This is a genomic window from Streptomyces spongiae (assembly GCF_009377185.1).
GTDB lineage: Bacteria > Actinomycetota > Actinomycetes > Streptomycetales > Streptomycetaceae > Streptomyces > Streptomyces spongiae.
The window spans coordinates 1-6,141 of record NZ_VJZC01000590.1; the positions used below are offsets into that span (position 1 = coordinate 1).

Consider the following 6,141-nt stretch of genomic DNA (forward strand, 5'->3'; position numbering starts at 1 on the left):
CTGCCGGACCGGGCGTGGGGGCGGGATCGGCGGGCGTTTCGTCGGCCTGTCGTACGGCGTCACGCCAGACAGCAAGGAGGCGGTCAATTTCGGTGTTCGGGTTGGTGAACCAGTCGGCGGCCCAGATGCGGTGGAAGCGCCAGCCGAGTCGTTCCAGGTGTGCCTGGCGCAGGCGGTCGCGGTCTCGGGCGCTGGGAGCGCTGTGGTAGCGCTCGCCGTCGGTTTCGACGGCGAGGATCATCTGGCCGGGGCGTTCGGGGTGGCCGAGGGCGAAGTCGATGCGGTAGCCGGACACGCCCCACTGCGGTGTGACGGGGACGTTGGCGGCTTCGAGGGTGGCGAGGACTTGCTGTTCGAAGCCGTTGAGGTTCCAGTCGGTGCGTGCGGTTCCGGTGCGCTGGAGGTCTCCTCCGTGGGAGCAGTACTCGAGGAAGGCGCGCAGCAGTTCGGGGCCGCGGTTGCGGGTGTTCTTGAGTTTGCCGGGGTCGAAGTCGTGGTGGGTGAAGGAGCTGACGACGGTCATCGTGTGGCGGGCGCGGGTGATGGCGACGTTCAGGCGGCGCTCTCCGCCGTCATTGTTGAGCGGGCCGAAGGACATGGAGAGCCGGCCGTTGGCGGCTTTGCCGTAGCCGATGCTGAGGATGATGGCGTCGCGTTCGTCGCCCTGGACCTGTTCGAGGTTCTTGGTGAAGAAGCGCCGTCGGGGTCCGGCGTCTGGGCTGAAGAACTCCTGCAGTTCGGGGTGGTCTTGGAGGGCGTGGCGCAGGGCGAGGTTGATGCGGTCGGCGTGGCGTTGGCCCATGGTGATGACGCCGAGGCTGAGATGGGGGGTGTGGGTGGCGTGGTCGAGGGCCAGTTCGACGACTCGTTCGACTTCCTCGGGGACGGAGCCGCTCTGGCCTGGCTGGGCATGGCCGTCGACGGTCTCCAGGCGAATGGGGCTGGTGAGGGTGGTGCCGGGGAAGGTGACGAGCCGATTGTCGTAGATGGTGTGGTTGGAGAAGGCGATCAGGCGTTCGTCGCGGCTGCGGTAGTGCCATTTCAGGGTGTGGACGTGGGGCAGGCGGCTGCAGAGCAGGTCCAGTAGGGATTCGTAGGCGGCCGGGGGCGCAGCGTCGTCGAGGTCGTCGTCGGTGTCCTCTTGTGTGCCGCTGAGGACGCGCTGGAAGAAGGTGGTGGGCGGGAGTTGGTGGGGGTCTCCGGCGACGATGACCTGCTGTGCGCGCATGATGGAGGTCATCGCGTCGTGCGGCAGGACCTGGCTGGCTTCGTCGAAGATGACGACGTCGAACAGGCGGGTGGCGGGCAGGACACGGCTGACGACGAGGGGTGACATGGCCCAGCATGGCTTGGCGGCCAGCAGCACGTCAGGGGCCTTTTCGACGAGTCTGCGCAGCGGGAGGTGCCGGGACTTGCGGCGGGCTTGGGTGCGCACCAGGGTGTTCTGGTCAGGGTGGGCGTCGCGGACCTTGCGGAGCCGGACGGCGACTTCGTAGCGGACCCGGGCGGGGTTGCTGTCGCGGTGGATGAGGTCGTTGCGGCGGAACTGCTCGACGACGTGGTCGTGTTCGAGGCGGGTGAAGGAGCGCAGGTAGGCGGAGCGCATGTGCGCCTCCTCCAGCACCGATGACCACCACAGGTAGTCGAAGGTGGCCACCGCCGTGTCGGGGTCGGCGTCCTTGTGTGCCAGCTCGTCGAGGAGGCCGCCGAGTCCGGCCGCTTCGAGGCGGTCGGTGAGCTGGTTGAGTTCGGGCATGCGCAGCAGAGTGTCGCGGTCGCCGTCGAGGCGCTGAAGGGTTTTGTCTACGTCGTCGGCGGGAGCGGTCTGCCAGCCGTCCCAGCGCACGCACAGGGCTATCGCGGCCAGACGGCTCTGCAGATCCGTGAACGCGGTCAGGGCGCGGGTGAGTCCGGGGACGGTCCAGGGGGTCGTATTGCCGGTCACGGACAGCGTCTGCCAGCGGGCGTGCTGGTCGGCCGCCTGGATAAGGGCGGCGTGCAGCGCGGGGCGTTCGCGCAGAGCGTCCTTGGTCAGGCCACGCGCTTTTTTGATCAGTTTCCGGCGGTTCCACCAGCTGATGTTCCGGTCGTGCTCCTTGCGCCATGCGCGGCTCGCGGTGGCGGCGATGAGATCGTCCAGTCCGGGGGCGAAGACGGCTGCTTCGAAGCGGGCCAGGGTCGCGGTGACGTCCTGCAGCAGGGTGAGTAGGACCTGCCATCCCTGGAGGTCATCGGCCAGGCGCAGGCCTGCGATGTCCACCAGGTGGGCAAGGGTGCGGCGAGTGTCGCTAAGTGCTGTGCCGGTGAGCTGGTCGAGGCCGGCCACCACGGCGCGCAGTTCGTCTTCGGTGCGGGCCTGGGCGTGGGACCAGGGGGATTCGCCGCGGCGGATGGTCAGTCCTTTCTTGGCGACGAAGGTCCGCAGATCCTGCTCTATCTGGCGATGGCGCTCGCCGTGGAGGTGGCGCAGTGCGGAGCCGCGCAGCCGCAGGCGGGTGTGGTGGGATGACGGGCAGCCCATCAGGTGGGTGATCGCCTGGTGCGGGCTCACCTGCCAAGGATCGAGCGGCTGATGGAACTCCTGTATGTGCCGGAGGGTTTCCTCGCGGTAATGAGCCAGGCCGGTGTGCAGGTCGGCCGGGCGGGGCGGAGCCTGCTGGCCGGCGCGCTCCAGGGCGTCGTGCAGTTGCTGGGCGATCTGGCGGCGGCTGAGTTTGTTGCCGTGGAGGTCGAAGACCAGTCCGTCCAGGTCCACGGTGGCGAGGCTGTCGGTGACGGCTTCGATCGCGGCGCGTTTCTCGGCGACGAACAGGACGCGTTTGCCCTGGGCCGAGAAGGTGGCGATCAGGTTGGCGATGGTCTGGCTCTTGCCCGTTCCCGGTGGTCCTTCGATCACCAGGTGGGAGCCGACCAGCGCGGCGCTGATGGCTTTTTGCTGGGAGGCGTCCGCGTCGAGAACGAGGTACTCCGAGCGGGGCGGGATGTCGTCGGCGCCGGCTGGAGCGCGGGTGCCAGTGTCCTCGGCCAGGGCACGGTTTGCCTCCCGGTCGCCGGCCAGGGCGGCGATGACCGGGTGGTCGGCCAGCAGTTCGGTGGCGTTGCGCAAGTCCTGGACCATAGGTAGCCGATCGAAGCTGAAGACGCCCGCCACGATGCGTTCTTCCAGTTCGGCCGTCAGGTTGCTGCGGACGAGAAAGGCCTCGAGGATCTCGTAGGCGAGGGGGATGCGGTCGGCCGGGTCCGCGCACTCCTCAAGTGCGGTGGACACCTTGTCGGCGAGAGCTTCCGTGTCGCCGTCCATGCCGTAGTGGCGGCTGAGCGCGTACAGCAGCACCGGGTTGATCTCCGCCTCGCCGGCCGTTTCGAGGACGAAGTCGTTCTCGGACGCGGTGCGCGGCTGGATGGCCAGAGGCTGCAGCAGCAGCGGGGCGCGCAGCGCCGGCACAGGGGTGCTGCCGCGCGTTGGCGGCGGGTCGACGCGCAGCAGGCCAAGAGCCAGGCGCCCGGCCTCGATGCCCTGCTCCTCGTCCAGTTCCACCATCCTGCGGCGCAGGCCCCGTGCCCGGGTGCAGGCAGGACCGTGGTCGGCGGCAGCAGGGAACAAGGCGGCCAGGCGGGTTTTGCGTCCGGCCAGGAGCGAGGTCAGGGCCTGACCGTTCGCGTCGGTCACATCCAGCGACGCGGTTTTGGTGTCCTTGAAGTGCAACAACGTGTTGTAGGGACCGAAGTCGACCAAAGCGTCGGCCCACTGCTGTGCTTCAGCAGCCACTTTCTCCCGACGAGCGTGCCGCACTATGGCATCCACGTGTCACCCCTTGGCTGGTTCGTCCGCCGAACCCGGCCCGCCGAGCGCCGGAGCCCGCCCCGTACAGGCGAACAGACCAACGTAGGAGGCAAAGACACGCTGAAACAGGCAGAGTTGGAGCTCACGTAGGGCGCGAAAGAAGCACACACGGCGCACTATGGGCGCCCGGAAGACACAACTCCGCCGTCTGTCGGCTCCGGGAAGGAGTCAAGGACGCGGCTGGAACGGGGCGGTGCGGGATCCGGTCGAGGCCGGCCGTCCACCGGCCAGACGACGTCCTGTTCAAGATCAAGCGCGCCACGTCGCCTTTCGCCCGAGCGGCTGTCGCACACTCAAGGTCGTGCTCCTCCCTCATCCGCATTGCCTGGAGCGGCCCGTGTCGTGCAGGCGGCGTCGTGGATTCCCCTTCCGTACGCGAGGGTCCAGTGCAGGTCCCCCGAGTCTGGGCAGGCCTGCCATGACCTGAGCAGCCCGGTTGCTGCCAGTTGGTCAAGCAGGGTGGGCAGTTCCGCGAGCGGGACGCCACAGGCGCGCGCCATCTGGTCGAGCTCGCTCAGTCCGCTACCGGCGCGCAGGTCGGCGTGCGCCGCGAGGTAGGCGCTCGCCAGTTGCGGCAGCGGTCCGATTGCCCTTGCTGTCGAGGAGGAGCTGACGCGCAGTGCCCAGTCCGCGGCACGCATCCGGTCGGGGCGGGCCGGTGCTTGGCCGAGCAGCGCGGCGTCAAGTAGTTCGGCAACAACCTCGTTGGCCGCGGTCGCGGGGATGATGCGCAGCCATCGCGCGTGCTCCAGCTCGCGCCATGGGTCCTGGACGGCGTTGAGGCGGAGGCTGCACAGCACGCCGTTGGGCAGCCGGACGTGCATTCTGGTGTTCACGCGGAGCGCGCACTGCAGCGCGAGCAAGCGCGCGGCTGCCGAAGTGCCCGCTGGAAGGGCAGCGGCCAGGTAGCTGAGGATTTCACGTACCCGGGTCTGTTCGCCGGGCCCCTTGGGGCGGCGTCTGTGCCGCCGGGCGGTTGTCGGGTGCAGCGGTAGGCGGGCAAGGACGGTGTCGGGCACTACGGCGGCCTGTGCTGTCGCTGCGGCACAGGCGCTGCAGGCGTCGGCGAGCCGCCATAGTCGTCCGCCGTGTTCGCGTGCGAGGAGGAGGCGGATGGGGCCAGCGCAGCCGCGGTGGCGGGGATGCCAGTGGCAGCCGCGTTCATGACATTGACAGATCCGTAGGTACGAGGGGAGAAGGTTGCCGCGTGCGTGCCGTGCGAGGTGGGCGAGGGCGGCCGCACGTGCGGAGGCTGCGGTGATCTGCCCGCTGCCGTGCGGGCATTGCTGGCATACGAGAGCAAGCCCGCCGGCGTGCAAGCGCAGTTCCACGGTCCAGGCGCGTGGTGTCGTCGGACATGCTGGGCGCAGCCTCATGGGCGCGTGTTCCTCCTTGTCGATTCCGCGCCGGTCCCGTTCTTGGGTGGGGGGGGACGGCCACCCACCGTAGTGCAGACCTCTGCCCTGCCGCGGACGCCGCCACCTGGGAAAATAGGGCAGAGGTATGCACTGGCAGTGCAGGGGTCTGCACCGTCGGATGGACGGGTGACGATCTTGCCGCCCGATCCGGACCTCACTGCACTGCGGTTCGAACTCGCGCGCCTGCGGGCCGCGCACGGGTGGAGCTATGACGAGCTTGCCTCCCGCAGCGGCCTGGCCAGACGCACCGTCATCGAGATCGAGCAGGGCCGCACCATCGGCACACTGAAGACCTGGCACGCTCTCGCCCACGCCCTTAACACCCCGCTCGACGAGCTCTTCAGCACCCTGTGCCGCGGGCACGACCTGCCCGGCCCGGCCCGGGACTGACTCCCTGCCCGGGCGCCTGTCGCAGATCACCCGAACCGGCGAGATCCTCTCGAACACGCAATCAAGCGTTCGCACTCCAGTCTCACCGGATGGGGCTAACCGGGCGATCCGGCAGAGCTGCTGCCGCGGATCCGGCGTGTTGGCTGGCAGGTTCGCCCACATGCGCTCCACACCTCCTCCGGCCCGGCGCTGGGACGGAAGCCTCCTCGTCCACCGCGTGCGCCGTTCCCTGCACGTCTCCCCAGACGGCGTCAGCCGGCTGCTGCGCTGCGGTCAGGGCGACCGGTGCCGCGAGTGCGGCAACCGGATCGAGTGGTACCACCGCGGCGCTGAGCGGCCCGTCCGCCTTCATCCGCACGAACTTCCGGCCGCCCGGGTGCCCACCGTGTGCCGCTGGCATGTCAGTTCCGGTGTTGCCTACCCGGGGGGAGATGGCAGTAGCTGGTGCCGTCTGCCGCACGCTGTCGTCTGTCCCGCCCGCGACACTCC

The 6,141-nt window shown here is 69.1% G+C and carries 4 protein-coding genes; 2 read left to right on the forward strand and 2 right to left on the reverse strand.

Annotation, left to right across the window (positions count from 1 at the left end; genetic code table 11):
* On the reverse strand, positions 1–3,769 hold a 3,769-nt coding region (locus FNH08_RS42235), incomplete at its 3' end, for an AAA domain-containing protein (RefSeq protein WP_152776812.1).
* 368 nt (positions 3,770–4,137) lie between these two features.
* Complete coding sequence (locus FNH08_RS52670; RefSeq protein WP_228034705.1) at positions 4,138–4,680, reverse strand: hypothetical protein; 543 nt, start codon at positions 4,678–4,680, stop codon at positions 4,138–4,140.
* Positions 4,681–5,388: 708 nt separating this feature from the next.
* Here FNH08_RS52670 and FNH08_RS42245 point away from each other — a divergent pair.
* Together FNH08_RS42245 and FNH08_RS52675 are read left to right on the forward strand one after the other, a co-directional pair.
* On the forward strand, positions 5,389–5,652 hold the full coding sequence (locus FNH08_RS42245; RefSeq protein WP_322726340.1) for a helix-turn-helix transcriptional regulator: 264 nt from the start codon (positions 5,389–5,391) through the stop codon (positions 5,650–5,652).
* Positions 5,653–5,812: 160 nt separating this feature from the next.
* A partial coding sequence (locus tag FNH08_RS52675; protein ID WP_228034706.1) for a DUF6083 domain-containing protein occupies positions 5,813–6,141 on the forward strand: 329 nt, incomplete at its 3' end.